The sequence below is a fragment of the Novosphingobium sp. KA1 genome (genome assembly GCF_017309955.1).
Taxonomy (GTDB): domain Bacteria; phylum Pseudomonadota; class Alphaproteobacteria; order Sphingomonadales; family Sphingomonadaceae; genus Novosphingobium.
The window spans coordinates 1,204,824-1,231,007 of sequence record NZ_CP021248.1; the positions used below are offsets into that span (position 1 = coordinate 1,204,824).

The 26,184-nt window shown below is 65.9% G+C and carries 18 protein-coding genes and 2 pseudogenes; 13 read left to right on the top strand and 7 right to left on the bottom strand.

The window, feature by feature from the left end:
- Positions 1-234: 234 nt before the first annotated feature.
- The 9 genes from CA833_RS23190 (at position 235) to CA833_RS23230 (ending at position 11,287) form a co-directional block, all read left to right on the top strand.
- Complete coding sequence (locus CA833_RS23190) at positions 235-1,770, top strand: ABC transporter substrate-binding protein (RefSeq protein ID WP_207080356.1); 1,536 nt, start codon at positions 235-237, stop codon at positions 1,768-1,770.
- Entirely contained in the window at positions 1,770-2,765 is a 996-nt protein-coding gene (locus CA833_RS23195) for an ABC transporter permease (RefSeq protein ID WP_207080357.1), read from the top strand. Before CA833_RS23190 ends, CA833_RS23195 begins: the two co-directional genes overlap by 1 nt.
- Positions 2,765-3,586, top strand: a complete 822-nt coding sequence (locus CA833_RS23200) for an ABC transporter permease (protein ID WP_207080358.1) — start codon at positions 2,765-2,767, stop codon at positions 3,584-3,586. The genes CA833_RS23195 and CA833_RS23200 overlap by 1 nt, the downstream gene beginning before the upstream one ends.
- Positions 3,583-5,406: an ABC transporter ATP-binding protein gene (locus CA833_RS23205; protein WP_242526442.1), complete on the top strand. Its 1,824-nt coding sequence runs from the start codon at positions 3,583-3,585 to the stop codon at positions 5,404-5,406. The genes CA833_RS23200 and CA833_RS23205 overlap by 4 nt, the downstream gene beginning before the upstream one ends.
- 258 nt (positions 5,407-5,664) lie before the next feature.
- Positions 5,665-6,516, top strand: coding sequence for a GNAT family N-acetyltransferase (locus tag CA833_RS23210; RefSeq protein ID WP_207080359.1), 852 nt, complete (start codon positions 5,665-5,667; stop codon positions 6,514-6,516).
- Positions 6,516-7,988, top strand: a complete 1,473-nt coding sequence (locus CA833_RS23215) for an NAD-dependent succinate-semialdehyde dehydrogenase (protein ID WP_207080360.1) — start codon at positions 6,516-6,518, stop codon at positions 7,986-7,988. The genes CA833_RS23210 and CA833_RS23215 overlap by 1 nt, the downstream gene beginning before the upstream one ends.
- Positions 7,989-8,171: 183 nt before the next feature.
- Positions 8,172-9,245 (top strand): tartrate dehydrogenase, encoded by a 1,074-nt coding sequence (locus CA833_RS23220; RefSeq protein WP_207080361.1) that lies wholly within the window; start codon positions 8,172-8,174, stop codon positions 9,243-9,245.
- Positions 9,246-9,356: 111 nt separating this feature from the next.
- Positions 9,357-10,772 carry an aspartate aminotransferase family protein gene (locus CA833_RS23225; protein WP_207080362.1) on the top strand — a complete coding sequence of 472 codons (1,416 nt, stop codon included), beginning with the start codon at positions 9,357-9,359 and terminating at the stop codon, positions 10,770-10,772.
- Between the two features lie 26 nt (positions 10,773-10,798).
- A complete protein-coding gene (locus CA833_RS23230; protein WP_207080363.1) occupies positions 10,799-11,287 on the top strand; it encodes an Lrp/AsnC family transcriptional regulator in 489 nt (162 codons plus the stop codon).
- 132 nt (positions 11,288-11,419) lie between these two features.
- Here CA833_RS23230 and CA833_RS23235 read toward each other — a convergent pair whose 3' ends face one another.
- The 4 genes from CA833_RS23235 to CA833_RS23250 all read right to left on the bottom strand — a co-directional run bounded on the left by CA833_RS23235 (position 11,420) and on the right by CA833_RS23250 (position 17,313).
- Positions 11,420-12,115, bottom strand: a complete 696-nt coding sequence (locus CA833_RS23235; RefSeq protein ID WP_207080364.1) for a copper resistance protein B — start codon at positions 12,113-12,115, stop codon at positions 11,420-11,422.
- A 188-nt stretch (positions 12,116-12,303) separates the two neighbouring features.
- On the bottom strand, positions 12,304-15,345 hold the full coding sequence (locus CA833_RS23240) for a TonB-dependent receptor (protein ID WP_242526443.1): 3,042 nt from the start codon (positions 15,343-15,345) through the stop codon (positions 12,304-12,306).
- A gap of 392 nt (positions 15,346-15,737) precedes the next feature.
- Complete coding sequence (locus tag CA833_RS23245; RefSeq protein ID WP_242526444.1) at positions 15,738-16,166, bottom strand: hypothetical protein; 429 nt, start codon at positions 16,164-16,166, stop codon at positions 15,738-15,740.
- 34 nt (positions 16,167-16,200) lie between these two features.
- A complete protein-coding gene (locus CA833_RS23250) occupies positions 16,201-17,313 on the bottom strand; it encodes an ROK family transcriptional regulator (protein WP_207080366.1) in 1,113 nt (370 codons plus the stop codon).
- Between the two features lie 121 nt (positions 17,314-17,434).
- Between CA833_RS23250 and CA833_RS23255 the strand changes: the two genes are divergently transcribed.
- The 3 genes from CA833_RS23255 to CA833_RS27085 are packed head-to-tail and all read left to right on the top strand — an operon-like array spanning position 17,435 to position 22,101.
- Complete coding sequence (locus tag CA833_RS23255; protein ID WP_207080367.1) at positions 17,435-19,912, top strand: TonB-dependent receptor; 2,478 nt, start codon at positions 17,435-17,437, stop codon at positions 19,910-19,912.
- Positions 19,913-19,925: 13 nt separating this feature from the next.
- The gene (locus CA833_RS23260; RefSeq protein ID WP_207080368.1) at positions 19,926-21,089 is read left to right on the top strand and encodes a YdcF family protein; all 1,164 of its coding nucleotides are present in this window, start codon (positions 19,926-19,928) and stop codon (positions 21,087-21,089) included.
- Between the two features lie 25 nt (positions 21,090-21,114).
- Complete coding sequence (locus CA833_RS27085) at positions 21,115-22,101, top strand: nuclease (protein ID WP_242526445.1); 987 nt, start codon at positions 21,115-21,117, stop codon at positions 22,099-22,101.
- A 107-nt stretch (positions 22,102-22,208) separates the two neighbouring features.
- Here the strand turns inward: CA833_RS27085 and CA833_RS23265 are convergent.
- The 3 genes and pseudogenes from CA833_RS23265 to CA833_RS23275 form a co-directional block, all read right to left on the bottom strand.
- A pseudogene (locus CA833_RS23265) lies at positions 22,209-23,585 on the bottom strand (MFS transporter); the annotation flags it as partial.
- A gap of 120 nt (positions 23,586-23,705) precedes the next feature.
- A complete protein-coding gene (locus tag CA833_RS23270) occupies positions 23,706-24,071 on the bottom strand; it encodes a hypothetical protein (RefSeq protein ID WP_207080370.1) in 366 nt (121 codons plus the stop codon).
- 238 nt (positions 24,072-24,309) lie between these two features.
- Positions 24,310-25,370 (bottom strand): IS630 family transposase gene (locus CA833_RS23275; RefSeq protein ID WP_207080371.1). Its coding sequence is split into 2 segments (ribosomal slippage): positions 24,310-24,878 and positions 24,878-25,370, totalling 1,062 coding nucleotides; the frame shifts between segments, so codons are not numbered across the junction.
- 134 nt (positions 25,371-25,504) lie between these two features.
- On the opposite strand from CA833_RS23275, the pseudogene CA833_RS27335 reads away from it, so the two are divergent.
- Positions 25,505-25,869, top strand: a pseudogene (locus CA833_RS27335) (integrase core domain-containing protein).
- Positions 25,870-26,184 lie beyond the last annotated feature (315 nt).

The following is a 26,184-nucleotide window of genomic DNA, read 5'->3' on the forward strand; positions in this document are numbered from 1 at the left end:
CGCAGCAGACTGTGCCGCAAACGCGCGTCAAATTTCCCGATCTGCGCATTTGGCACCCCACAATCGAAGGCACCTTTCGATCGAAGCGTGATGCTGTAGACCATCAAGCCGGCGTCCTGCCTGCTTCTGCAAAAACGGCACGAGAGAGACGATCACGCCCATGGCCAATTCCTGCTCCAGCCCCGCCCGACCCAGCCCTTGCGGCCGCCGGACGGGCATGCCGGACGCGCGCCGATGAGCGGCAGTGGATTCTCCCGCCGCGCGGCACTGGCGGGCGGCCTTGCCGGAGCCGGACTGCTGACCTTCGGCCGGGCGCAGAAGGTGCTGGCAGTGCCCCGGCGCGGCGGCTCGATCCGCGTCGCCACCCAGTCCAGCTCGACGGCGGACACGCTCGACCCGGCCAAGGCCTCGGTCTCGACCGACTATGTGCGGATCGGCATGGTCTACGAAGGCCTCACCACGCCCGACGCCCGGTTAAGGCCTGTCCCGGCGCTTGCCGAAAGCCTCGAAAGCCGAGACCGGCAGACCTGGATCATCAAGCTGCGGCGCGGCGTGACGTTCCACGACGGCGGAGACTTTACCGCCGACGACGTGGTCTTCTCGCTGCTGCGCCACAAGGACCCGGCCACGGCCTCCAAACTGGCAGGTATCGCCGCGGACTTCGCCTCGGTGCGCGCCAGCGGCCGCCACGAAGTGACGATCCGCCTTACCGCTCCCAATGCCGACTTGCCCGCGATCCTTTCGCAGCCGCAGTTCGCCATCGTCCGCAAGGGCGACACCCGTCCGCGCGGCAACGGCACCGGCCCGTTCCGCGTCCGCCACTTCCAGCCCGGCGTGCGCACCGTGGGCGAGCGTTTCGCCGACTACTGGATGCCCGGCCGCCCCTATCTCGACCGGATCGAGCTGATCGCGATTCCCGACGAAGTCAGCCGCGTCAATGCGCTGCTCGCCGGGGACTGCCACATGGTCAACGCGGTCAATCCCCGCTCGATCCGCCGCATCGAGGCGAGCGGCAGCCACCGGGTTATGGCGACCCCCTCCGGTCTCTACACCGACCTCATCATGCGCGCCGATGCCGCGCCCACCGGCAATCCCCATTTCGTGGAGGCGATCAAGCACCTGATCGACCGCCCGCTCGTCAAGCGCGCGCTGTTCCGGGGCCATGCGACCATCGGCAACGACCAGCCGATCCCCCCTTTCCACCCCTATTACAACCCGAACATCCCGCAGACCGCGCTCGATCTCGACCGGGCGCGCTGGCACATCGCCAAGGCCGGGCTCAAGGGCGTGCGCGTGCCGGTCTACTGCTCGCCCGCCGCGGAAGGGTCGGTCGACATGGCCTCGATCATCCAGGAATTCGGCGCACAGGCAGGGCTGGAACTGGCGGTCAACCGCGTGCCTGCGGACGGCTACTGGTCCACCCACTGGATGCGCCACCCGATGACCTTCGGCAACGTCAACCCGCGCCCCACGGCGGACCTGCTGTTCAGCCAGTTCTACAAGTCCAACGGCGACTGGAACGAAACCGGCTGGAAGAACGAACGCTTCGACCGTCTGCTGGCCGATGCCCGCTCGCAGCCGGACGAGGCCTTGCGCAAGGAAATCTACGGCGAGATGCAAAGGATCGTCCACGACAAGGCGGGGACCGCGATTCCCGTGTTCATCAGCCTGATCGACGGCTATGACAATCGTATCAAAGGATTGCACCCGATCCCGCTGGGCGCTTTCATGGGCTACCGCTTCTCGCAGCATGTATGGCTGGACGCCTGATGGCCAATGCATTTCCCCAGGTGGCCCGGAAGGCGCCGCGCGGCGCCAGCGTGATCCTGCACCTCGTCGCCCGCCGCGCCGCCTCGGCGCTGCTGACGCTGCTGCTGGTTTCCATCGTGGTCTTCACCATCAGCGGCCTGCTGCCCGGTGATGCCGCACAGGAAACGCTGGGCCAGAGCGCCACACCTGCGCAAGTCGCGGCGCTCCGCCACGAGATGGGCCTCGATCGCCCTGCCCCCGCCCGCTACGTCCAGTGGCTGGGCGGCATGCTGCGCGCCGATCCCGGCCAGTCGCTGGTTGCCAACATGCCGGTACGCGACATCATCGCCGAGCGGCTGCCCAATTCGCTGATGCTGGCAGGCTTTACCGCCATGATCGCGGTGCCGCTGGCGCTGGCCATGGGCATCGCCGCCGCCGTCCATCGCGGCGGCAAGGTGGACCGCGTGCTTTCGCTCGCCACCCTGTCGATGGTGGCAGTGCCGGAGTTCCTTGTCGCCACGCTCGGCGTGCTGGTGTTTTCGGTCAAGCTGCTCTGGCTGCCCTCGATCGCGCTCGTCTCCTCCGAGGCCAGCCTTGGCGACACCATCCGCTCTTGCGCCTTGCCGGTGATGACGCTGACGTTCGTGGTCGTCGCGCAGATGGCGCGCATGACCCGCGCGGCGATGATCGCCCAGCTCGACGCCGGTTATGTCGAGATGGCGGAACTGAAAGGCGTGCCTTTCGGGCGCATCGTGCTTTGGCACGTGATGCCCAACGCCATCGGCCCGATCGTCAATGCCGCCGCGCTTTCGCTGTCCTACCTGCTGGGCGGGGCGATCATCGTCGAGACCATCTTCAACTTCCCCGGCCTTGCCAGCCTCATGGTCAATGCCGTCACCAGCCGCGACATGCCGCTGCTGCAAAGCTGCGCGATGATCTTCTGCGCCGCCTACCTGCTGCTGGTGCTCATCGCCGACGTCGTCGCCATTCTCAGCAATCCGAGGCAGCGCGCCTGATGAGACCTTTCCTCTCCTTCGCACGGTCACTGCCGCTTCCGGGGCGCATCGGGCTGTTCCTGGTCTGCTTCTGGCTGCTCGCCGCGCTGGCCGGGCCGCTGCTCGCACCTTATGCCGTGGGCGCCTTCGTCGACTACGACGTGTTCTCGCCGATGTCCGGCAGGTTCTGGCTCGGCAGCGACTACCTCGGCCGCGACGTGCTGAGCCGCCTGCTCTGGGGCGCGCGCTACACCGTGTTCCTCGGCCTTGGCGCGGCGCTGCTGGCGAGTACGATCGGCACGTCGCTGGCCCTTGTTGCCGCCGTTCACAAGGGCTGGGTGGACGAAGTGATCTCGCGCACGATGGACACGCTGATCTCGATTCCCTCGAAGGTCTTCGCGCTGGTCATGGTGGCGGCATTCGGCTCCTCGCTCTGGCTGCTGCTGCTCATCGCGGCGGTGACCTATGTGCCCGGCAATTTCCGCATCGCCCGCGCCATCGCCCTCGACCTGGCCGCGATGGACTACGTCACTTTCGCCAGAGCACAGGGCGAATCCCCGATCCGCATCGCGCTGGGCGAGATCCTGCCCAACATGTTGCACCCGCTGCTGGCTGACCTTGGCCTGCGCTTCGTGTTCATCGTACTGCTGCTTTCAGGCCTGAGTTTCCTCGGCCTTGGCGTGCAGCCGCCCCATGCCGACCTCGGCTCACTGGTGCGCGAGAACATCTCGGGCATCACCGAGGGCGCCCCGGCGATCATCGCGCCTGCCCTTGCCATCGCCACGCTGACCGTCGGCGCCAACCTGCTGATCGACGCGCTCAAGAAGGGGAAAACGGCGTGACCCTGGCCGTACCAGAAACCCACCAGAACGACACCAAGCGGGGGCAGATCACGGTCTCGGGCCTGCGCATCGTCGTCGGGCCGCCGGATGCCGAGCGGGCCATCGTCGAGGATGTCAGTTTCGCGATCGAACCCGGCCGGACCCTGGCGCTGATCGGCGAATCCGGTTCGGGCAAATCGACCATCGCCCTTTCGCTTGCCGGCTACGCCCGCCCCGGCGCGCGCATCGCCGGCGGCACTATCGAGGTCGGCGGCGAGCGTGTCGACCTGATGGACGGCAAGGCGCTGCGGGGCCTTCGCGGGCGCCGAGTCGCCTATGTGGCACAGAGCGCGGCGGCGGCGTTCAACCCCTCGCGCACGATCATGGCGCAAGTGATCGAGCCGCTCCTCGTCCACCGCCTCGCAGCCCGCAAGGAGGCCATGGCGCGGGCGCGGCGCATCTTCGCCAGCCTCTCGCTGCCCGATCCCGAGAACATCGGCGATCGCTATCCCCACCAGCTTTCCGGCGGTCAGCTCCAGCGGTTGATGGCGGCGATGGCGCTCATCACCGGCCCCGAACTGCTGATCTTCGACGAGCCGACCACCGCGCTCGACGTGACCACCCAGGTCGAAGTGCTCAAAGCCTTCAAGGCCGCCATTGCCGAGAGCGGCGCCACCGCCGTCTACGTCTGCCACGACCTGCCGGTCGTCGCGCAGATGGCGGACGAAGTGCTGGTGCTCCAGAACGGGCGCACCCGGGAGGCGGGTTCGCTCGGCACGGTGTTTGGCAGCCCCGCCGATCCCTATACCCGCGCCCTGCTCGCCGCCGCCGACCATGGCGGGCTCACCCGCCTGCCCCGGCCCGAGCAGGAATGCGTGCCCCTGCTGCAAATCGACGGCCTGTCCGCCGGCTACGGCAAGATCCGCGACGGACGGCCGGAAGTGCCGATCCTCGAAGACGTCTCGCTGCTCTGCGGACGCGGCGAGGCGGTGGGCGTGATCGGCGAATCCGGTTCGGGCAAGTCGACGCTTGCCAAAGTCGTCGCCGGGCTCGTGCCCCTTGCGGGCGGCGAGGTGATGCTGGACGGCACCCCGCTTCCGGCAGACCTTGGCGGGCGCAGCCGCGAGCAGTTCCGCAAGGTGCAGCTGGTGTTCCAGCATGCCGAGACCGCGCTCAATCCGGTCAAGACCGTGGGCGAGCTGCTGGCCCGGCCGCTGGCGCTCCACCACGGCATTCGCGGCGCCGCCGCGCAAAAACGCGTCGCCGAGCTGCTCGACCTGATCCAGCTTCCCGCCGCCACCGCCACGCGCAATATCCGCGCGCTTTCGGGCGGCCAGAAGCAGCGCGTCAACCTCGCCCGCGCGCTCGCCGCCGAACCGGAACTGCTGATTTGCGACGAAGTGACTTCCGCGCTCGACACCATCGTCGGGCAGGCGATCCTCGAACTGATCGATAGCCTGCGCCGGGATCTGGGCATCGCGGTCATGTTCATCAGCCACGACATCTCCACGGTGCGCACGTTCTGCGACCGGATCATGGTGCTCTACGGCGGCCGCGCGGTGGAAAGCGCGACTTGCGCCGCTTTCGCGCGCGGTCCGCACCATCCCTATACCCGCCTGCTGCTGGAATCGGTGCCGCAGATGGCCCCCGGCTGGCTGGCGTCGAGCGCCGCCCGCGCCGCCGGGACCGGACTTCCGCTCAACCGCGAGATCTGCCGCTTCGAGCCGCGCTGCGTCTCGGCCATTCGCGGACGCTGCAATTGCGAGGCTCCGCCGCTGCGGCAGGGCCAGAACCATGCCTGGCTCTGCCACCACCCGGTGGAAGCGCTCGGCACGGAATAAAATACCGTCTGGACTGCGAGAGCAGCACCCGATGCCATATGCCGGGGCCTAAGAATCCGTTTGGAAATCCGCCGAAGGCGGATTTAGCGGCACCGGCCCTCTCCCCCACCCGACCACCCAACAGGGTACACTTCGTGGGAGGTCGGGTGGGGGAGAGGGCCGGTGCCGCTCACAAAAATGCCCACATGGGCATTTTTGCAAAAGTTTGAGGCAAGATCAGAAGGCCGGCCACGGCCCCTAAACTCAAAGGGAACAGCAATGGCGACTGTGCAAGATACGATTCTGATCCGTGAAATGACCCCGGACGACATCAACGGGGCCGTCGAACTTTCCTACGAGCAGGAATGGCCGCACCGGCAGGAGGACTGGGAAGCCTACCTTTCCCTCGGCGAAGGCGTGGTGGCCGAATGCGAGGGCCGCATCGTCGGCACGACGATGGCCTGGCGCTATGCGCCCACTTACGCAACGCTGGGCATGGTGATCGTCGCCAATGCCTTTCAGGGCAAGGGGCTGGGCCGCCAGCTGATGCAGACCATGCTCGACCGGCTGGAGGGCTGCTCGGTCCTGCTCAACGCCACCGAGGCGGGCGCCCCGCTCTACCAGAAGTTCGGGTTCGAGAAGATCGGCACGATCCACCAGCACCAGGGCACCGCGCCGATGGTGCCGCTGGCCCAGCTTCGGCCCGGCGAGCGCGTACGCCCGCTTGGCAGTGCCGACTGCGAACTGGCCGATCTTTACGACCGCGCCTGCGGCATGGGCCGCGGCAAGCTGTTCGAAAGCCTTGGCCGCACCGGCAGCGCCGTGGTTCTGGCGCAGGACCATGTGCCGGTGGGCTTTGCCAACATGCGCCGCTTCGGCCGCGGCTGGTCGGTCGGCCCGATCGTCGCGCCGGACCTGATCGGCGCCAAGGCGCTCGCCAGCCACTGGATCGGCGCTTATGCCGGTTCGTTCTGCCGCCTCGACGTCCCGGCGCAAGGCGGGTTCTCCGAATGGCTGACCGAACTGGGCCTGCCCAAAGTGGGCGAGGTGCACACCATGGTGCGCGGCACCGCGCCGGTGACGGGCGACAATTGCCGCCTGTTCGGCCTCGTTTCGCAGGCGCTCGGCTGATGGCGACGCTGGCTCCCCTGCTCCGCCTCGACGACGCCTCGCTGCTGCGTGAAGCCGCGCTGATCGGCGGCGAATGGATCACTGGCGAGGCCGTTTCCGGCAGCATGCCGGTGATCGACCCCGCCAGCGGTGAAGCGCTCGGTACCGTGCCCGATTGCGGCACGGCAGAAACCGAAGCCGCCATCGCCGCCGCCGAAGCGGCATGGCCCGCCTGGCGCGCCCGCACCGCGCATGACCGCGCCAAGCTGCTCGAAGCCTGGCACGCCCTCGTCCTCGCCCATGCCGAGGATCTGGCGCGGATCATGACCGCCGAACAAGGCAAGCCGCTGGCCGAAGCGCGCGGCGAGATTGCCTATGCCGCCAGCTTCATCAAGTGGTTCGCCGAAGAAGGCCGCCGCGTCGGCGGGCGCAATGTCGCCAGCCCGGAAACCAGCCGCCGCGTGCTGGTCTTCGTGGAGCCCGTCGGCGTCAGTGCCGCGATCACGCCGTGGAACTTCCCGGCGGCGATGATCACCCGCAAGTGCGCGCCTGCCCTTGCGGCGGGCTGTCCGGTGGTCATCAAGCCGTCCGACCTCACCCCCTTCACCGCACTGGCGCTGGCGGACCTCGCCCGGCGAGCCGGCATTCCGGCGGGCGTCGTCAATGTCGTCACCGGCCGCCCCGAGGCTATCGGCAATGCCATCTGCGCCAGCCCTGCGGTGCGCAAGCTCTCCTTCACCGGCTCCACCCGCGTCGGCTCGCTGCTGATGAGCCAGTGCGCGGGCACGGTGAAGCGCCTCAGCTTCGAACTGGGCGGCAATGCGCCGCTGATCGTGTTCGAGGACGCCGATCTCGACCTTGCCGTGCGCGCGACGATGGCCAGCAAGTTCCGCAATGCCGGACAGACCTGCGTCTGCGCCAACCGCGTGCTGGTCCACGATGCCGTCTATGACGAGTTCGCCCGCCGTCTCGGCGAGGCGGTCTCCGCGCTCCATGTCGCACCCGGCTTCGATCCGGCATCGACCGTCGGGCCGCTGATCAACGCCGCTGCCGTGACCAAGGTCGAGCGCCATCTCGACGATGCCCTCTCGCGCGGCGGCAAGGTGGTCGCGCGCGGTTCGGGCCGCGAGGACGGCAATTTCGTGCGCCCGGTGGTGCTGACCGAGGCCGAGACCGGCATGGCGCTCGCCACCGAGGAAACCTTCGGGCCGATCGCCCCGCTGTTCCGCTTCGCCGCCGAGGACGAGGCGCTGCGCATGGCCAACGACACGCCTTACGGCCTTGCCAGCTATTTCTTCACCCGCGACCTTGCCCGCGCCTTCCGCGTGGCCGAGGGGCTGGAGGCGGGCATGATCGCGCTCAACACCGGCTCGATCGCCATGGAAATGGCCCCGTTCGGCGGCATCAAGCAATCGGGCCTCGGCCGTGAAGGCGGACAGGTGGGCATCGAGGAATATCTCGAAACCAAGGCCTTCCACATCGGCGGCCTCTAGGGGCAACCGCCATTCAGCCCATGCGGGCCTGCGAAGCGCGATTTTCTGCGCGTCGGTGCTCACGGACTTGAATGTCCGCTGCGCTCCGATGCTCAAAAATCACACTTCTCGGCTCCGCCTGACCTGAATGTCGATTACCCCTAGCGGTGACCGCTTCAAATCCCTGATACGAAAGGTTCTCCCGTGAACGCCAGCCGCCGCTATTCGATTGCCGTCATCCCCGGGGACGGCATCGGCAAGGAAGTCATGCCCGAAGGCGTGCGCGTGCTGGAAGCGGCCGCGCGCCGCTTCGGCTTTGCGCTCGACCTGCAATGGCACGATTTCGCCTCCTGCGACTATTACCTGAAGCATGGCGAGATGATGCCGCAAGACTGGAAGGCGCGGATCGGCAAGGTCGATGCGCTGTTCTTCGGGGCGGTGGGCTGGCCCGATACGGTGCCCGACCATGTCTCGCTCTGGGGATCGCTGCTCCAGTTCCGCCGCGAATACGACCAGTACGTCAACTTGCGGCCGGTGCGCCTGATGCCCGGCGTCCCCTGCCCGCTGGCGGGCCGCAGGCCCGGCGATATCGACTTCTGGGTCGTGCGCGAGAACACCGAGGGCGAATATAGCGCGGTCGGCGGCCACATGTTCCCCGGCACCGAGCGCGAGATCGTCATGCAGGAAACGGTGATGACCCGCTTCGGCGTCGACCGCGTGCTGCGCTATGCCTTCGACCTTGCCAGCAAGCGCGAGCGCGGCCACCTGACCAGCGCCACCAAGTCCAACGGCATCGCCATCACCATGCCGTTCTGGGACCAGCGCGTGGAAGCCGTCGCCGCCGAGTTTCCCGGTGTCACCCACGACAAGTACCATATCGACATCCTGACCGCGCAGTTCGTGCTGAACCCGCAGCGTTTCGACGTGGTGGTCGCCTCCAACCTCTTCGGCGATATCCTCAGCGACCTTGGCCCGGCCTGCACCGGCACCATCGGCGTCGCCCCGTCGGGCAACATCAATCCCGATGGCACCCACCCCTCGCTGTTCGAGCCTGTCCACGGCTCCGCGCCCGACATCGCGGGCAAGGGCATCGCCAATCCGGTCGGCCAGATCTGGTCGGCGGCGATGATGCTGGAACACCTTGGCGAAGCAGAAGCTGCCGCCGCGATCATGGCCGCCATCGAGACCGTGCTGTCCACCCCGGCAGGCCGCACCGGAGACCTTGGCGGCAGCGCCGATACGCTGGATTGCGGCAAGGCGATCGCCGAATCCATCTGACTTTTGCAGTGCGGCATTAAATGCCGCACTGCCCCCTCCAAATGGTGCGCACGGTGCCGCCAGCCCCCGGTTTCAGCGCAACAGACCGATCCTGCGGCATAATCTGTGCCCATGACTGAAGCGCACGATCCCCGGTTCGCCCGATCCCACAACCAGGCCCTGCTGGAGCTAGACCGCCGGCACCTGATCCACCCGGTCACCTCCTTCCGGGGTCACGAGCGCCACGGCGCCCGGATCCTCGAATCCGGCGACGGCATGTGGCTCACCGATATCGACGGCCGCCGCGTGCTCGATGCCTTCGCGGGGCTGTGGTGCGTGAATGTCGGCTATGGGCAGGAAAGCATCGTCGAAGTCGCCGCCGAGCAGATGCGCCGCCTGCCCTATGCCACCGGCTACTTCCACTTCGGAAGCGAGCCGGCGATCCGCCTGGCGCACGAACTGACCCAGCTTGCGCCTGAGGGCCTTGGCCATGTCTTCTTCACGCTGGGCGGATCGGACGCCGTCGACAGCGCGATCCGCTATATCGTCCATTACTTCAACGCCATCGGCAAACCGGAAAAGAAGCAGTTCATCGCCCTCGACTGGGGCTATCACGGCTCCAGCTCGACCGGCGCGGGCCTCACCGCGCTTGCCAACTTCCATCGCGGCTTCGACCTTCCGCGCCCCTGGCAGCACCACATCCCCTCGCCCTATCCCTATCGCCACCCCGAAGGCCATGACGATGCCGCCGTGATCGCCTCCACCGTCGCGGCGCTGAAAGCCAAGGTGGAAGAGATCGGCGCCGACAAGGTCGCCGCCTTCTGCTGCGAGCCGATCCAGGGTTCGGGCGGGGTGATCGTGCCGCCCAAGGGCTGGCTGAAGGCGCTGCGCACCGCCTGCGACGAACTCGGCATCCTGATGCTGGTGGACGAAGTCATCACCGGCTTCGGCCGCACCGGCCCGATGTTCGCCTGCGAGGCGGAAGGCGTGACCCCCGATTTCATGACGCTCGCCAAGGGGCTGACCTCCGGCTACGCGCCGATGGGCGCCGTGCTGATGGCCAACCCCATCTACGACGCGATCGCCGATGCCGCCCCCGAAGCCCTGCCTATCGGCCATGGTTTCACCTACTCCGGCCACCCGGTCAGCGCCGCCATCGCGCTGGAAGTGCTCAGGCTTTATCAGGAAGGCGGCCTGCTCGCGAACGGCGAGCGGGTGGGCATTCGTTTCGCGCAGCACCTCGAACGGCTGCGGGATCATCCGCTGGTCGGCGACACCCGCGGGCGCGGCCTGCTCGGCGCGATCGAACTGGTCAGCGACAAGCGCACAAAAGCGGGCTTTTCGGCCGATCTCGACGTGGGCGGCAGGCTTTCCGCGCTGACCTGGGAGCAGGGCGTGATCGTGCGCTGCTTCGGAAATGCGGTGATAGGTTTCGCGCCGGCCCTGTGCTGCAACGACAGCGAGATGGACATGATCTTCGAACGGGTGGAAGGTGCTCTGGACGCACTGCTAGAGATGCCGGACATCCGCAGTGCGCTGAGAAGCTGAGACCGGGTTGCGATAAGGAAAAACACATGGCGATAGGCCCCAAACTTGACCGGATCGACCTCAAGATCCTAGCCAAACTGCAGGAAGCGGGGCGCATCACCAACGTCGAGCTGTCGGATGCGGTCGGCCTGTCCCCCAGCCCTTGCCTCACCCGGGTCAAGCGGCTGGAGACGGCAGGCTACATCACCGGCTACGGCGCCCACATCAATCTCAACAAGCTGGGCGAATTCCTGACGGTGTTCACCGAAGTGACTCTTGGCGAGCACCGCCGGGGAGACTTCTCCCGCTTCGAGACACGCATCGCCAAGATCGACGAGATCGTCGAATGCCACCTCGTCAGCGGCGGCTACGATTATCTGCTGAAGTTCGTCGCGCGCGGCGTCACCCATTACCAGTCGCTGATCGAGGAAATGCTCGAAAACGACTACGGGATCGAGAAGTACTTCAGCTACATCGTCATCAAGTCCCCCTTCATCAAGCACCACTTCCCGATCCAGAACCTGTTCGGGGAATGATCCTTCGCAGCGGGTGCGGCCAAAGCGCCCGCCGCGTTCGGAGGCTGTTAGGAAAATCCCCGAACGGGCATTTTCGTGGGGAGCGGCCCGGTGCCCGCGAAATTCGCATTTCGCGAATTTCCAAACGCTCTCTCAGAAGTTGAAACCGAAGCCCAGGACCACCCGCGTCTGCCGCCCGTCATCCCCCCCGGCCCGGGCGATGCGGCGGGTGCCGCCGAGCAGGCGCTGGTGGATCGCCCCCAGATAGAGCGTGGCATTGCCGCCAAGCTGGCGGCGCAGCCGCACCGAGACTTCGGCCTCGGTGGCCCCCGCAGCGGTATCCTCCCGCGCGATGTCCTGCGCCGACCAGGCCAGCGCCGCCCGCGGCTCCAGATAGAGCCGCGGCGACAGGGTCGCGGTGCCGACAAGCTGCGCCGCGCCGGTCACATCGCCGCGCTGCGAAAGCCAGAGGTAGTGTTCGCCGCTCAGCCAGTTCGCGAACGTGTGCTCGATGCCGAAGCTGGCATGGCTGAGGTCCTTGCCGCCGCGAAATTCATGGCGCAGACCGACCAGCAGGTTGGTCGCCGCGGTCACGCTGTTCGAATAGAGCACTTGCCCGCCCACTTCGTCGAGATCAACGTCGGCCACCGCGCCGCCTTCGATCTTGAGCACCAGACGCTGCTTCGCATCGCCGAAGTTGGTGGTCGTATCAAAGACGACCTCGTCGTCGCCGCGCCCAAGGCGCGCCTCGAACAGATCGACCTGTCCGCTCACCCCCGCCTGTGCCTGCGCGGATGTCTGCCACCCGAGGAGCACCAGTAGAATGGCAGGAATACGGGCATTGCGCATGTCCCAAGGCTAGGTTCACCCCCGCAGGAAGTGCTGCGCTTTTCGCGGCCTCCGCGCGCTTTCGATGCCGAAGGACGGCCCCCATCCGGCAGGCCGTCGCGAACCCGCGTGGCACAAGGCAGAGCGCCTGCCGGAACCGACAACCCCCCGCCTCACGAGGAGACGGGGGCCTGCCGGATGCCAGGAGATCAGAGCTTGGCCTGAACACCCACGAACATGCGCTGGCCGGGGTAATAGAGCTCCACCGGCATGTCCTTGTTGATGAAGGTCTTCGAATATTCCTTGGTGATGTTCTGCATCTCGAAGAACACGTCGAAGTGGTACTTCGGGAAGCGCAGGGTGATCTTGCCGTCGAGGTAGCCTTCACCCTTGCGGTAGATCGGGTTGTTGCCGTTGTTGGCATCCGATGCGTTATCCAGCCACTTCGAGCGGTAGTTGTAGCTGAGGCGGAAGTTCAGCCAGTCCTTGTCGTAGAAGAAGCTGGCGTTGTAGGTGTACTTCGAAAGGCCGGGATACTGCTTCAGTTCCGCGCCGGTCGCGGCGTTGGTCAGGTTGGTGCGGATGGCGCGGGCATAGGTAAAGTTGCCGCTGGCACCAAAACCGTCGAACGGCTTCGGAAGGAAGGTGAAGACCGTCTGCGCGCTCGCCTCGATACCGTCCAGCAGCGCACCGTAACCGTTGACCGGCTGACGGACGGTATAGGTGATGCCGTCGTGGAACAGGTCCACGCCGCTGCGCGTCACGTTGCGGATGACGTAGCTCGATTCGTACTTCTTGTAATAGCCCAGGCTCAGCATCGTATCCGGGTTGGGATACCAGGCCAGGTTCACTTCCCACTGGTCTGCACGGTAGGGTTTGAGATCGGGGTTGCCCGCGGTGCAAGTGTCGTCGGCAGCGGCGATGGTCTGGTCGTCGAGGCAGTTGATGTTGGGAACCAGGTCGATCGGCAGCGGCCGCGCGAGGTTCTTCGCATAGTTGGCGCGCAGGAACAGGTTGCGCTGGAGTTCGAGGTTGGCGTTGAACGCGGGAAGGATGTCGGTGTAGCTGTTCGAAAGCTGCGCCACCTGCGCCGCCAGCACCACGGTTTCGGTGCCGCCGGTGGCGGTCGTGCGGGTGACCCGGCTGACGTTGGTGCCGACCCCGGTATCCTTGGTGTGGGTCCAGCGGATGCCGCCGTTGCCGGTCAGGTGCATGCCCAGGAACTCGGTGTCGATATCGAGCATCGCGTAGCCCGCCAGCACCGTCTCGTTGATCTTGGCGCTGGGGACCTGCGGATAACCGTCGGCAAAACGCACCAGATCGTGATCGAAGCCGGACAGGTCATAGATCTGCGAGAGGATCTCGGAATCGAAGTTGGGGTAGGCCAGACGGCTCGGAATGCCCGAAGGCGCCCCCTTGAGCCCGGTGTAAAGCGGGGCGCCGCCGGTAACCCCGCCCAGCGACGAGATCAGCGAGGCATACTGCGCCGGCGTGATGTAATACGTGTTGCCGTTGCGCGGAACGGTGGGATTGGCCTGGATCTGCGTCGTGTAGGACACGTTCGCGCTGGACTGGTACTTCATCGTCGCGGGATCGAGCAGGATCGAGCCGCCGCCCGCGTAGTTCAGGAATTTCTGGCGGCGAGCCTGCGCGCCGAACTCGATCTTGCTGACGATCGGATGGTCGATTTCCCAATCCGCATCGAACTTCAACTGATCTTCGGTATTGTTGTACTCGGCTGGACGGTACTGGATCGTCGGACCGTAGATCGGCAGGACCTGCCCATTGGCACCGGTGCGGGTGGCGTCTGCATAGACGTTGGGATCGGCCGGATCGAAGTTCGACGGGAACTGGAAGACCGGGATGCCCTGCGAATTGTTGCGGTCGATCGTGATGCCCGAAACGCTGGTGCCCAGCGAGATCAGGTTGGTCTGCGAATCCGTATGCGCCTTGGCATGCGATCCCATGAAGTCGATCTGCAGGCGGTCCAGATCCCAGCGGAATCCGCCGGAGAAGTACTTGGATTCCTGATCGTAGCTGAAGTCGCGCCGCTGAACGCCGACGATATTGGCGGCACCGTTCCAGTTGGGCGTAGTAGCCGAACCGATGTTGACGGCGTTGAGCGCCGTGGTCAGGCTGGTGACGACATGGTTCTCGTTGACCGTCGACGTGCCCAGGGTGACGCGCGGACGCGAGGTGCCACCGCCGGCCCCCGCCGCCAGAGCCGGATCCAGGTTGAAGCGCTGGATCGCGGTGAGATCGACGGAATAGTTGACGTCCTGAAGCCGCTGGTTGCGCTTGTTCACCTGGGCGCTGGCATAAGCACGGAAGTTCGGCGCCACCTGGTATTGCAAGGTGAGATCGCCCGAGAAGCGCTTGTCGTCGCGCACGAGGCTGCGATAGCGCGGCACGCGCGGCGCCCAGTCGAAGAACTGGGTCTCGCAGGCCAGGCGGTTGGCGGTGGCCTTCGCCACGCTCGCCCCGCCGACGCCGGCGCAGCTTTCGTACGTGTTGTAGTTCGCATAGAGCGGGTCGGCGACGGTCTTTTCGGTCGAATGGTCGAAATCGGCCAGACGCGCCCAGTTGGTATTGCTGATGTAGTCCTGACGGGTGTTCACGTCGCTGTAGGTACCGGTGAACATGACGCCGAGGCCGTCGATCAGGAACTTCGGCGTGCCCGCAAAGAACGAGACGCGCGGGCGCCAGGTCTCGGTGGTGTCGAGATGCTGGCCGGAAAGGGTCGCCGACAGCAGCGGCTTCATCAGGTCCAGCGGCTTGCGGGTCTGGACACGCACGGTGCCGCCGATGCCGCCCTCGGTCAGATCGACCGCATAGCCCTTGTAGACGTCGATGGACTTGACCAGTTCGCTCGCCAGTTCGCGGAAGTCGCCGGCACGCTCGCCCAGCGCGCTGACCTGGCTGACGCCGTTGATTTCCACGCGGTTGAGATCGGGTTCGACGCCGCGGATGGAGACCTTCACGCCCTCACCGAAGTCGCGGCTGAGCTGGACGCCGGTGATGCGCGCCAGTGAATCGCCGATGTTCTTGTCGGGGAAGCTGGCGATGTCGTCGGCGACGATGGAGTCGACGATCGTCGAGGCGTCCTTCTTGCGGTTGATCGCCGATTGCAACGAGGCGCGGGTACCGACCACGACGATGTCGTTGGCCGTGGTGATGGCGCGTTCGACCGTGCTGCGGTCGGGCGCACCGGCGGCAGCATCTGCCCCATTAGTCTGAGCAATGGCCGGCATCGACACGATCAGCGCGGCGGCGAGCGCCAGGCCCGAGGCGCTGCGCCGGACATGCGACGAAAACCGGCTTACTTGAAAATTAGGCGCAATTTCAGTGCTATGCGAAAGCATCACCTTTCCCCTCTTTCCCCTGACGATCCTGGTTTGTCCGGTTTTCCGGTGACTGACCGAATCAGTTTCTACACGGAGACTTATTAAACCGATATGTGGGATGCAATGCTATTATTTGGACCAGCACTGTTAAAAGTCGGGAGCGTGTTCCACATGGCGCCCAAAATCCGCGGATTTGCCCTATTGTGCCGCAGAACGGCATGGACGCAGTGCAGGCTGGCGACGACAGCCTCGGTTTCTTGACCGAGACCGTCCGCCCGTAAACGGCGCCAATATGCCGCCTAGCGCAGCGCCGAGATGGCGTGGATGGGCAGCAGCGCCGCCCCCAAGGTGACCGGAGAACCGCGCAGGCTCGAGACGCGTACCGGCGGTCCGCGTCCATCCACGGTCGTCACCAGCGATGCGCTTCGCAGACGCGTCGCAAGCCCGGCCAGCACGTCCGGCGGCACCGCGCCGGCGAGCACGATCGCGCCGGGATCGAGCCAGGCAAAGGCGGTATTGGCCACGATCTCCAGCTGCTGGGCGGCGCGGTCCATCCATGCCTCGATCACGGGGCGCTGGGCATCCGATGCCACGTCGATTTCGCTGACCGAGCTGATAGCACACCCGGCCGTGCGCAGCGCGGACAGCAAGTCGAGCGGGCTGGGCCGGGGACGATCGCCCGGGAACAGACAGCCGATTTCCCCGGCGACCCCGAACTGGCCGCGCACCAGCCGTCCGTCCGCGACGACGCCAATATGCCGCCTAGCGCAGCGCCGAGATGGCGTGGATGGGCAGCAGCGCCGCCCCCAAGGTGACCGGAGAACCGCGCAGGCTCGAGACGCGTACCGGCGGTCCGCGTCCATCCACGGTCGTCACCAGCGATGCGCTTCGCAGACGCGTCGCAAGCCCGGCCAGCACGTCCGGCGGCACCGCGCCGGCGAGCACGATCGCGCCGGGATCGAGCCAGGCAAAGGCGGTATTGGCCACGATCTCCAGCTGCTGGGCGGCGCGGTCCATCCATGCCTCGATCACGGGGCGCTGGGCATCCGATGCCACGTCGATTTCGCTGACCGAGCTGATAGCACACCCGGCCGTGCGCAGCGCGGACAGCAAGTCGAGCGGGCTGGGCCGGGGACGATCGCCCGGGAACAGACAGCCGATTTCCCCGGCGACCCCGAACTGGCCGCGCACCAGCCGTCCGTCCGCGACGACGCCCGCGCCTATCCCGTAGCCGAGCAGCAGCACCACCACGGTCGAATACTCGCGCAGCAAGCCCCCCATGTAGAACTCGGCAATGGCGGCGACGTTGGCGTCGTTCTCCAGCCAGAGCGGCCAGCCGAGTTCGGCGCTCAGGATTTCGCGCAAGCGCGCGCCGCGCCAGCCGGGCATGTCCTCCACCACGCTCCATCGCTCGCCTTCGGGCGACAGCGCGGGGCCTGCAACCGCCACGCCGATGCCCAGCATGCGCTGCCCGAGCAAGCCGTGCCGGTCGACCAGATCGTGCGTCAGCCGCCGGACGCGCTGTGCGAACTGCCGGGGATCGATGGCGGCGCTGTCTTCGCGGTGGGCGGCGATGATCTTGCCCGCGAAGTCGACCAGCACGATGTCGAGCAGCCCCTTGTGCGCCGTGGCGCCCACCGCATAACCACCAGCGGAGGCGAGCCGCAGCGGGATCGCCGGACGACCGCGGCCCTGGGTGTTACCATCGGTCACTTCCTCGATCACACCCAGCGTCAGGAGATCGCGCGAGATGCGGGTCAGCGCGGTGTTGCTGATCTCCAGCCGCTCCGCCAGCCCCGAACGCGACAGGGCGCCCGCCTTGCGCAGTTCGTGGATGATGCGGCGCTGGTCCTTGTCGAGCGCGGGAATGGCCATGCCCCTTGCGCTACGATCATTTATTTATTTTCACAACAATAATTAAAAACGTAACAGACGAGGTGCACTGGCCCCGCGTCGCCCACTCTCCCGGCGGCACCGAAATTCATGAGGGGCCATCATGCTCAAGTCTGTTCTCGCCACTGGCGCGGCCTTAGCCGCGCTTGCCACCGCCATCACGCCGGCTGTCGCCGAAGAAGCGCCCGCCGCACCTCCTGCCGCAGGCGAGGCTTCCGGCGATGACATCATCGTCACCGGATCGACCCGTGCAGAGCGCCGCTTCGACGTGTCCTACGCGGTCAACACGATCTCCCAGGAAGACGTCGAGAAGATCGCGCCGGTCAACTTCGCGGACCTGATCGGTCAGCTTCCCGGCTTCCAGACCGAGATCACCGGCGGTGAAGTGCAGAACATCTACCGCATCCGCGGGCTGCCCAACGACGGCGGCTTCGTGAGCTTCCAGCAGGACGGCCTGCCGCTGTTCCACGAGAACGACGGCGTGTTCTTCCGCGGCGACGCGATCCTGAAGCAGGACCTGATGACCGACCACGTCGAAGTCGTGCGCGGCGGCCCTGCCCCGGTCTATGCGAGCTACTCGGGCGCGATCATCAATGCGATCACCGTGACCGGCGACGAGACCCCGCGCGGCAAGGTGCAGGTCACGCTCGGCGATACCGGTCTCTACCGTCTCGACGCCTACCAGGCGGGCAAGCTGGCCAAGGACACCTATTACGCGGTCGGCGGCTTCATGCGCTATCACGACGGGTATCGCGACAACGGCTTCCCGAACGACAAGGGCGGCCAGATCCGCGCCAACATCAAGCACGTGACCGAAAACGGCTTCATCAAGCTGAACCTCAATTACGTCAACGATCACAACGTGTTCTACCTGCCGATCCCGACCAACAATCCGCTCACCGGCGCGTCGCTGAACCGCTACATCGACTACTTCGACGGCACGATGAACTCGCCGTCGCTGCGCAACGTCAACCTCAAGTACCGTGACGGCAACGGCATCGTGCAGAGCCGCAATTCCGACCTCTCGGACGGCCGCCACATGCAGATGGTGAACTTCGGCGCGCACTACGAAGGCGACTTCGACGGCTGGCTGGTCACGGCCGCTGCGGGCTACACGCAAGGCAGGAACGACTTTACCGCGTTCTACTCGACCACCAACCCGGCCGATGGCAACGCCTTTGCCGCCGGCTACCTGGCCCGCGCGACGGCGGCCTTCGGCGCAGTCGACCACTTCGGCTACACGCTGGCCGGCACCAACACCGTCTACGATCCCTATGCCGCCTCGGGCCTCGTCATGCAGGGCCAGTACCGCGACATCCACTCGAAATTCTACTCGGGACAGGCCAACCTCTCGGTCGCCAGGAAGTTCGACACCGGCCTTGGCACGCACGACATCAAGCTGGGCCTCTACGGCAGCCTCTATGGCGAGAGCAGCCGCACGCTTTACCAGAACTACCTGATCGAGGTGGCCGGAAAGCCGCGCACGCTTGACCTCGTGGCCTACAACGCCGCCGGCACCGAGATCGGCCGCGTCACCGACAACGGCGTGCTGAACTATGCGGCGACGCTCAACCAGGGTGACAGCGACGCCAGGATGTTCGCGCTTTACGCCAACGACACCTGGGAAATCGTGCCCGGCCTGCGCATCGACGGCGGCATCCGCCATGAACGCTACAGCTACAAGGGCTGGGCCGCGCTGACCGAAGCCGCGAACCTGGGCGATGCCACCACGCTTGCCGATGACAGCACCCGTGCCTTCACCGGCGTGATCCTGAACCAGAAGCGCAAGCCCAGCGTCACCAACTGGACGGTCGGCGCCAATTACGACTTCTCCCGCCACATCGGCGTCTACGGCCGCGCCTCGCACCTCGAGACGCCGCCCAACGTCCAGACCGTGATGAGCATCAACCCGACGATCATCACCACCGTCGCCGACCAGTTCGAGGCAGGGCTGAAGCTCTCGATGGGCCGCTCGTACCTCTACGTGACCGGCTTCTACACCAACTTCGATCCGCTCAACGCCTCGTTCCTGGCCTATGACCCGACCACCGGGCGCAACGACGTGAACGTGCCCTTCATCGGCGAGGCACAAGTCAAGGGCATCGAATTCGACGGCGCCTGGAGCGTGACCCCGTGGTTCACCCTCAACGGGGCGCTGACGGTCAGCGATCCCAAGTACAAGAACTTCGAGAGCAGCACCGGCGCCGATCCGGAGCAGGCCGAGGGCAACCAGATCGTCCGCCAGCCGAAGATCTACGGCAACATCCGCCCGAGCTTCGACTTCACCACCGGCGAGACCGACGTCTCGATCTACGGGCGCTACACCTACATGGGCAAGCGCTTCGTCGACCTCTACAACAACACCGCGCTGCCCGCCTACGGCACCGTGGGGGCGGGCGTGACGCTCAAGCACGGGACCTGGCAGTTGCAGGTTGTGGGCGACAACCTGTTCAACGCGCACGGCCTGACCGAAGGCAATACCCGCACCGACTCGCTGGCCGGCCAGGGCAGCGCCGAGGCGATCTACGGCCGCCCGATCTTCGGGCGCAATTTCCGCCTCGTCGTCGGCAAGTCCTGGTAAGGGAGGAAGACGGATGCGTAATGGCCCGGCGCGCAGGGCGGCACTTGCCGCAGCGGCAGCCCTCTCGCTCCTGACGGTCTGCGCACAGGCGCAGGCCGTCAGGGACACCGTGGCGGAAAGCCTGTCACAGCGGCTGTTCCCCTCGCTCGACACGCTGGGCCATGATCCTGCCGCGCTGCGGGCGCTGCAGGATCGCCCCGAGGTGGCCACCATGCTGCGGGCCCGGTCGGACCGGCGCGCAGCATGCGCGGCCGACCTTGGCTGCCTCGCACAGGCCATGATCTGGAGCGACGGCGAGGCGGGCATCCTCGCCGCCGCCGTTCCCGGCAAGGGCCCGGATGACGGCCCCGCAGCGCAGGCCGGGCGCGAGATCGCGGGCATCAACACGATCGTGCGCACCTACGGGCTGGGGCAGGTTCCCGCTTATCCCGGTATCGACGGCGCCGGCATGTTAGACCCGCAGGAGAGCCGCGCGCGGCTGCAGGCGGCGGCATGGCTCTCGCAGACGCCGCGCGCGAACTCGCTGCAGGCGCTCGACCCCAGCCTCGACTTCGCGCTGGCGCTGCTCGATGCCGCCGACCGCCGCGATGCGATCAGCGACATGCCGCTGTCCGGCGGGCTCAACGCGCCCGCCTTCAGGCGCGCGCGTGGCATGGACTGGTCGCGCTACCGGTACAGCGCGCTCGTCGTCACGGGGGTCGGCCCGGAAGTCGAGGGCATGCCGCTCAGCCCCTACAGCAAGTATCATCTGCGCCTCGCCGCCCAGCGCTACACGGCAGGCGATGCGCCGTTCCTCATCCTCACCGGCGGTCACGCCCACCCGCGCGCCACCCCGTTCGCCGAGGCCGAGGAGATGCGCCGCGCCCTGATCGAACGCTACGGCGTGCCCGCCGAGGCCATCGTCATCGAACCCCACGCGCGCCACACCACCACCAATCTGCGCAATGCCGCGCGGCTGCTGGTCGCCCTGGGCGCGCCGCTCGACAAGGCGACGCTGATCCTCTGCAACCCGGACCAGAGCGCGATGATCGAAAGCCCTGAATTCGTGAAGCGCAACAGCCGCGAACTGGGCTACCAGCCCGGCGCGATTGGTCCGCGCGTCTCGCCTACCGAACTGGAGTTCCGCCCCTCGGCGCTCTCGCTTCGCGTCGACCCGCGCGATCCGCTGGATCCCTGAACCTGCCACCGAACCGGAGCCCCTCATGCGCCCCATCCTGCTTGCCGCCGCCCTCGCCGCGCTGACCGTTTGCCCCAGGGCCGCGATGGCCTGGGGCGGCACCGCCCATACCGTCATCGACCGCGCCGCGATCGAGGCCATTCCCGATGACGGCCCCGTGTTCCTGCGCAAGTACGAGGACTATATCGGTGCATCCTCGCTGCTGCCCGACAGCTGGCGCGGCGATGCGGAGAACTTCTCGAAGATCGAGGAAGATCCCAATCACGGCTGGTTCCGCGAGCAGTTCCGTTTCCTCAAGCCCATTCCGCGTTCGCGCTACGAATTCGTCATCGCGCTCTACAAGCACTACGAGAAGATCAAGGACAGCGACCCCGAAACCGCGATGCGCACCAATGTGCGCTGGACCGGCACCCTGCCTTACGCCGCGATCGAGGCCTACGATCGCATCGTCGTGTGCATGCGCCGCGTGCGCGCGGCAAACCTCGCTGGCGCGGACGCGGCGGTGGCCGAGCAGAACTGCGCCTTCGATGTCATCCGGCTGGGTCACTACATCGGCGACGGGGCCAATCCGATGCACGATTCGGTCAGCAGCGATGGCTGGCGCGGCCCCAATCCGCACGGCTACACCACCGACCGCAGCGTCCATGGTCGTTTCGAAAGCCGCTTCGTGGACGGCATGAACCTGACGGTGGCCGACATCGCTCCGCGCATCGGCAGGCCGGGCCGGACCTCGGGCGACATGTTCGATGCCGTGCTCGCCTATCTCGACGCATCGGGCGACAAGGTCGGCGCGGTCTTTGCGCTGGAAAAACGCGACGGCTTTGCCAACTTCGCCGACAAGGACGTGCGCGAGATGATCTACGAGCGCACGGCGGCAGGTGCGACGATGCTGCGCGACATGCTGTGCCGCGCCTGGGCGGAAAGCGCCGCGCCGCCGGCGAAGGTCGAGCCCTCCCCGATCGATTTCGCCAATCCGCGCTTCAACCCGGAAACCGGCTCGGCGCCCGATTGAGCCTGCCGGTCCAGCGCGGCGCGCACCCTGGCGTGCCGCGCATGGCCGACGTCGAAGCGCCGCACAAGCACGATCGCGGCGAGCGCGCCGGCAAGGGGCAGGCCCAGGCCCAGTCCGACCATCCCCGCTTCCACTGCCGGCCCCTGTTCGGTACCGGGCACGTAGCCCAGCCATCCCAACAGCCACCCGATCAGCGCCGTCGCCGCAGCGCCGCTTGCCTTCACCGCCACCAGGTAGAAGGCGAAGAGACCGGTTTCCAGCCGCCGCCCATGGCGCAGAGCCACGAAGTCCACCACATTGGCCAGCAAGCCCCAGGGCAGCATGAAGACCGATGCAAGCCCGAAACCGATCAGCGCCGCGCAGGCCGGCAGGGCCCAGGGAAGGCCAAGGCAGAGCGCGAACACCAGGAACCCGGCGGCGCTTGCACCGTGCCCCAGCGCCAGCACCCGCGCCTTGTCCAGGCGTGCCGTCAGCGCGGTCCAGAATAAAACGCCCGCGAACTGCCCGCCGGTCATCGCCAGCATCAGCGTCGTCACCATGTCCGGCCGCTTGACCACGTACGTGCCGATATAAAGCACCATCCGTCCGAAAGTGGGCATGGCAAAGCCGGTCGCGATGGCCAGCAGGCCCATGCCGATGACCAGCGGATCGCGCAGCGGCACGCCGATGCCGTCCCGTGCAGCAGCGTCGGCAGGCGGACGCTGACCGATGCCGCTTCCGGTTCCGGCGCCGCTTCCGCTTGCGCAGGTCAGCACGCACAAAGCCATCGTCAGGACAAAAAGAGCGCCTGCGATGAGGCCGGTCAGCGCCAGTCCATCGAAATCCCGGCTGCGCGCGGCGTGCTGGACAAGCGGGGTCAGCACGAGAGCGACGCACAGCGAACTCGCCGTGCTGAACAGCAGACGATAGCCGGAAACGCGGCCCCGCGCCCGGCTGTCGCCGGTGATCTGCGCCATCAGCGCATTGTGGGGCACGTCAATCACCGCATAAGCCCCACGAAAGACCAGCATGGCCAGCGCCAGCAGCCATCCTTCGCGCATGCCATGGGCGGGCATCGCGTAAAGCAGCGCAAAGGCCATGCCGCACGGCACCGTACCGGCCACCAAGAGCCAGCGATACCCGCGCCCCGTTCGGCGCAACCGGATCACCAGCGCGGCAGCGGCAATATCGAAGACCAGGTCTCCGGCCAGCGCCACCAGCATCAGCGATCCCGCGGCTACGGCGCTGAGCCCCAGCAGGTCGGTCATCAGGAACAGGATCGTCATGTCCGCCCCGGCAAAGACCAGGGCCTTGCCGAAATTGCCCGATGAATAGGCGAACAGCTTCACCTCTCGGATCAGGAGGTTCGGGCTCGGCCCGGTAATGGACATGGTAGATCGCACCGCCAGCAAATTCGGATGGCTCCTGTGCCCTAGCGGTGGTTCGTGACGGTTTTCGGACGTCGTGGCCGCGCGGATCTCCCCGCTTGCGGAAGCCGGCGGCATAGGCCGTGTCCGCTGACGGTTCTGGACCGAACCAAGCTGGTCGCTGCGGGCTAGGCCGATCCAGCCTACCTCTATGGTTAGGGCCACCTGCACCTTGCCCGGGAATTGTCGTTGGAATCGTCAGGCAGCCCGGAGGGCGTGGGCGCCTAGTCCTCCTTCATGCATCCCGCCCAAGGTTTCGATTCCGGCATCGGCAAGCGATGGCGGAGTATCCACCATAGGCAGGTCCGGCAGGGTTCCCGCGTAATGCGCAACGATCTCCGGAGCCAGCGGACGCTCGAACACCAGGCGATCCTCGCCGGCCTGACGCGCCCCGCGAAAAGGACCGATCGCGCCGATCCAGATCGTGAGTTCGCCCTCCGGCAGATCCGCCTTGCCGATCCGGCATTCCCGGCAGGACAGCGAATGGATCGAAATCGGCAGGACATGCTCACCCGGCGCGACAACTTCGCCCGGAATGACCGTCCTTGAAACCAAACCTCGCATGAAAGCGTCCCTGGGAAACTGGCAGAATGTCACACGACATGGACGGATGCGCATGCACGGTGTCCACGGCGTCAAGTGTGTGGGCCAAGTGCATGAGAAGGCAAAAAGTTCTCGCCCGATTTAAGCCGTAAGGAACTGCCGAGATCGCCGCCAGGTCGCGACATAGGTGAAGTCGGAGACCCATAGTGATCTGATCCTGAAGAACTGGATCGCTTTGAGTTATACCAAGACTCTCTGATCATGACCCATGCGCCCATTGGCGTAACCCGATGGACATGATGCGCCATGGCTGATCGATGAGGCGGTTCCAGGCGTGGCAGCAGTGATCGACGACGTTGTCGTAGGACGAGAAGATGCGGTTCGAGAGCCAATTATCGCGCATGAACTGCCACACGTTTTCTACGGGGTTGAGTTCGGGGCACTTGGGCGGCAGCGGCAGGAGGGTGATATTGGCCGGAATGTCGAGTTTGCCGGACATGTGCCACCCGGCTTGATCGAGCATGAGCACGGCGTGAGCACCGGGTGCGACCTGGCTGCTGATTTCTGCCAGATGCATGTCCATGGCCTCGCTGTTGCAGCGTGGCATGACCAACGCCGCACCTTTCCCTTCAGCAGGACATATTGCGCCGAAGATCCAGGCCGAAGCCCGGCGTAGATCACGGGGCGCAACGGGTCTGGTGCCACGCTTGGCCCAGCGTCGGGTGATCTGCGTTTTCTGCCCGATCCGGGCCTCATCTTGCCACCACAGTTCTATCGGGGTGCCTTTGGGCAGGCGCCTTCGGATTTGCGCCAGATGGGCGGGGAAGGCTTTTTAAAAGCGGCAATATCTTCAGGGCGCTGCCCCTGATGGCGTGGCCGGGCCGAGAGCTTGCGATAGCCCATGGTCCGGAGTTCATGCCCCAGCGCCTGCTTGCTGATCGAGATTTCGAACTCCTCCCATAGCCATTGGACGAGGTCGATGATCCGCCAGCGAACCACACCATGAACAGCAGGAATAGGGCCCGCTTCGATGGTTTCGGCCAGCGCGCGTCGATGGCAGTCGTCGAGGATGGTATCCGGCCCCGGCGCCCTGCGGGTTTCGAGACCATCAGGGCCATGCGCGTTGAAGCGCAGCACCCAGTCCCTGACAATCTGCAGCGTGACCCCGCCGACCTTGGCGGCCTCGCTTCGGCTGCCGCCGTCTAGGATCGTCGCAATCGCAAGCAGACGGCGAACTTGGTCTGCATCCTTGGCGCGGCGAGCAAAGGCCCGAACCTGCGCAGAACTGAAATCACCTCGAAGTCTGACCGGCGCTGCCATCGCAAAACTCCAACCGTTTGCGATGGTGAATCACGTCATGCCCCGGCCGCATACCCTCCGTGAGTCAGATTCCACAGGTTTTGGTATTAGAGTTTTTCTCCGTAAACTCCCCTGGCTGGGAGGAGCGAAGGACGATGAAGGCATCGCGATTCTCAGACGCACAGAGGGCGTTCATTCTGAAGCAGGGAGCCGAAGGCATTCCCGTGGCGGACATCTGCCGCAGGGCCGGGATCAGCCAAGCGACCTACTTCAACTGGAAGAAGAAGTGCGACGGCATGCTGCCGCCGGGCTTGCCGATAACGCCTACATCGAGGCGTTCAACGGACGCTTCCGGGCCGAGTGCCAGAACACCCACTGGTTCCTGACGCTTGCAGATGCCGGCGAAAAGTTGGAGAAGTGGCGCAGATACTACAACGAGGATCGGCCGCACGGTGCCATCGGCAACAAGCCCCCGATCACGCTGATGAAACCCAGTGACGCGCCCAGCCCGTCACCGTGACCAAGACCGGAAATCTAGTCCCGGGTGGTCCAGAGAATGGTGTCGGATCACCTCGTAGGCAGACTCTACATCAGAATGAAGGATCTTTCGGGGGGGCAGGTCATCGGTATTCTCCTTAAATTTTGGCAGATATCAAACTATCCTGCCGGCTTCTTTGGGCCCTTGCTTTCCAAGCCGACCGCCGCGAAAGTTCCACGGCTCTGGGGAAGGCCTCGGAGAAACTGCCCCTTATGCGACATTCAGCAGCCGATTTCGCGTTCCCAGGTCCGGCCAGTCCGGTTTCCACTCGCACCAAACCAATTTGCGAGAGCCGGA

Excerpts from the sequence above, each read along its gene's own strand:
- CA833_RS23190 (WP_207080356.1), top strand. The coding sequence starts at position 235 with ATGAGCGGCAGTGGATTCTCCCGCCGCGCGGCACTGGCGGGCGGCCTT.
- CA833_RS23195 (WP_207080357.1), top strand. The coding sequence starts at position 1,770 with ATGGCCAATGCATTTCCCCAGGTGGCCCGGAAGGCGCCGCGCGGCGCC.
- CA833_RS23200 (WP_207080358.1), top strand. The coding sequence starts at position 2,765 with ATGAGACCTTTCCTCTCCTTCGCACGGTCACTGCCGCTTCCGGGGCGC.
- CA833_RS23210 (WP_207080359.1), top strand. The coding sequence starts at position 5,665 with ATGGCGACTGTGCAAGATACGATTCTGATCCGTGAAATGACCCCGGAC.
- CA833_RS23215 (WP_207080360.1), top strand. The coding sequence starts at position 6,516 with ATGGCGACGCTGGCTCCCCTGCTCCGCCTCGACGACGCCTCGCTGCTG.
- CA833_RS23225 (WP_207080362.1), top strand. The coding sequence starts at position 9,357 with ATGACTGAAGCGCACGATCCCCGGTTCGCCCGATCCCACAACCAGGCC.
- CA833_RS23230 (WP_207080363.1), top strand. The coding sequence starts at position 10,799 with ATGGCGATAGGCCCCAAACTTGACCGGATCGACCTCAAGATCCTAGCC.
- CA833_RS23235 (WP_207080364.1), bottom strand. The coding sequence starts at position 12,115 with ATGCGCAATGCCCGTATTCCTGCCATTCTACTGGTGCTCCTCGGGTGG.
- CA833_RS23240 (WP_242526443.1), bottom strand. The coding sequence starts at position 15,345 with ATGCCGGCCATTGCTCAGACTAATGGGGCAGATGCTGCCGCCGGTGCG.
- CA833_RS23250 (WP_207080366.1), bottom strand. The coding sequence starts at position 17,313 with ATGGCCATTCCCGCGCTCGACAAGGACCAGCGCCGCATCATCCACGAA.
- CA833_RS23255 (WP_207080367.1), top strand. The coding sequence starts at position 17,435 with ATGCTCAAGTCTGTTCTCGCCACTGGCGCGGCCTTAGCCGCGCTTGCC.
- CA833_RS23260 (WP_207080368.1), top strand. The coding sequence starts at position 19,926 with ATGCGTAATGGCCCGGCGCGCAGGGCGGCACTTGCCGCAGCGGCAGCC.
- CA833_RS27085 (WP_242526445.1), top strand. The coding sequence starts at position 21,115 with ATGCGCCCCATCCTGCTTGCCGCCGCCCTCGCCGCGCTGACCGTTTGC.
- CA833_RS23270 (WP_207080370.1), bottom strand. The coding sequence starts at position 24,071 with ATGCGAGGTTTGGTTTCAAGGACGGTCATTCCGGGCGAAGTTGTCGCG.